We start from the raw sequence: 668 nt of genomic DNA on the forward strand, positions 1-668 counted from the left end.
AACGCGCTGGCACCGATGATGGTGGCGGCATAATCGAGGCGGAAATCCACTTAACGAGACGCCCGAAACTGTTCAAATAAACCGAGCCACCTCTTCCTGCTGGGCACATTGGCGGCGTGACTTTCATGACATCTGGACCGCGAACAAATCCGAGATTGCGCGCGAGGCTCTCGATCGGATCGGCGCGCTGTATGATATCGAGCGGGATATTGCAGGTCGGCCCGCCGATGTACGGCTTGTCACGCGTCAAAAGCACAGCAAGCCAAAGGTCGAGGAACTGCGCGCGTGGGCGGAAAAGCAGTTGCTTCGCATTCCGGGCAAAAGCGAACTGGCGAAGGCTTTGCGCTATGGGCTGAGCAGATGGCCGTCATTATCCCTGTTCCTGGAGGACGGGCGTGTGGCCATGGACAACAATGCTGCGGAGCGAGCCCTGAGGCCGATAGGAGTAGGGCGCCGGAATTGGTTATTCGCAGGCGCGGATACTGGCGCGGAAACTCTGGCACGCGCCATGACGATCATTGAAACGGCGAAGATGAACGGCATCAACCCGCAAGCCTATCTGGCCGATGTGCTCGACCGCATTCATGATCATGACCTGCCACTGAGAATTTCCTCCAGAATGGATTAGATTCCGGCCCAATAAAGGACGGACGAATGAAGAAGCAGCG

Annotated in this window: 1 pseudogene; it reads left to right on the forward strand. The window is 57.3% G+C overall.

The features are described from left to right. Positions 1-91: 91 nt before the first annotated feature. Positions 92-598 (forward strand): annotated as a pseudogene (tnpC, locus tag JNC63_RS21885) (IS66 family transposase); the annotation flags it as partial. Positions 599-668: the final 70 nt, after the last annotated feature.

Source organism: Brucella ciceri, assembly GCF_041930145.1.
Taxonomy (GTDB): domain Bacteria; phylum Pseudomonadota; class Alphaproteobacteria; order Rhizobiales; family Rhizobiaceae; genus Brucella; species Brucella intermedia.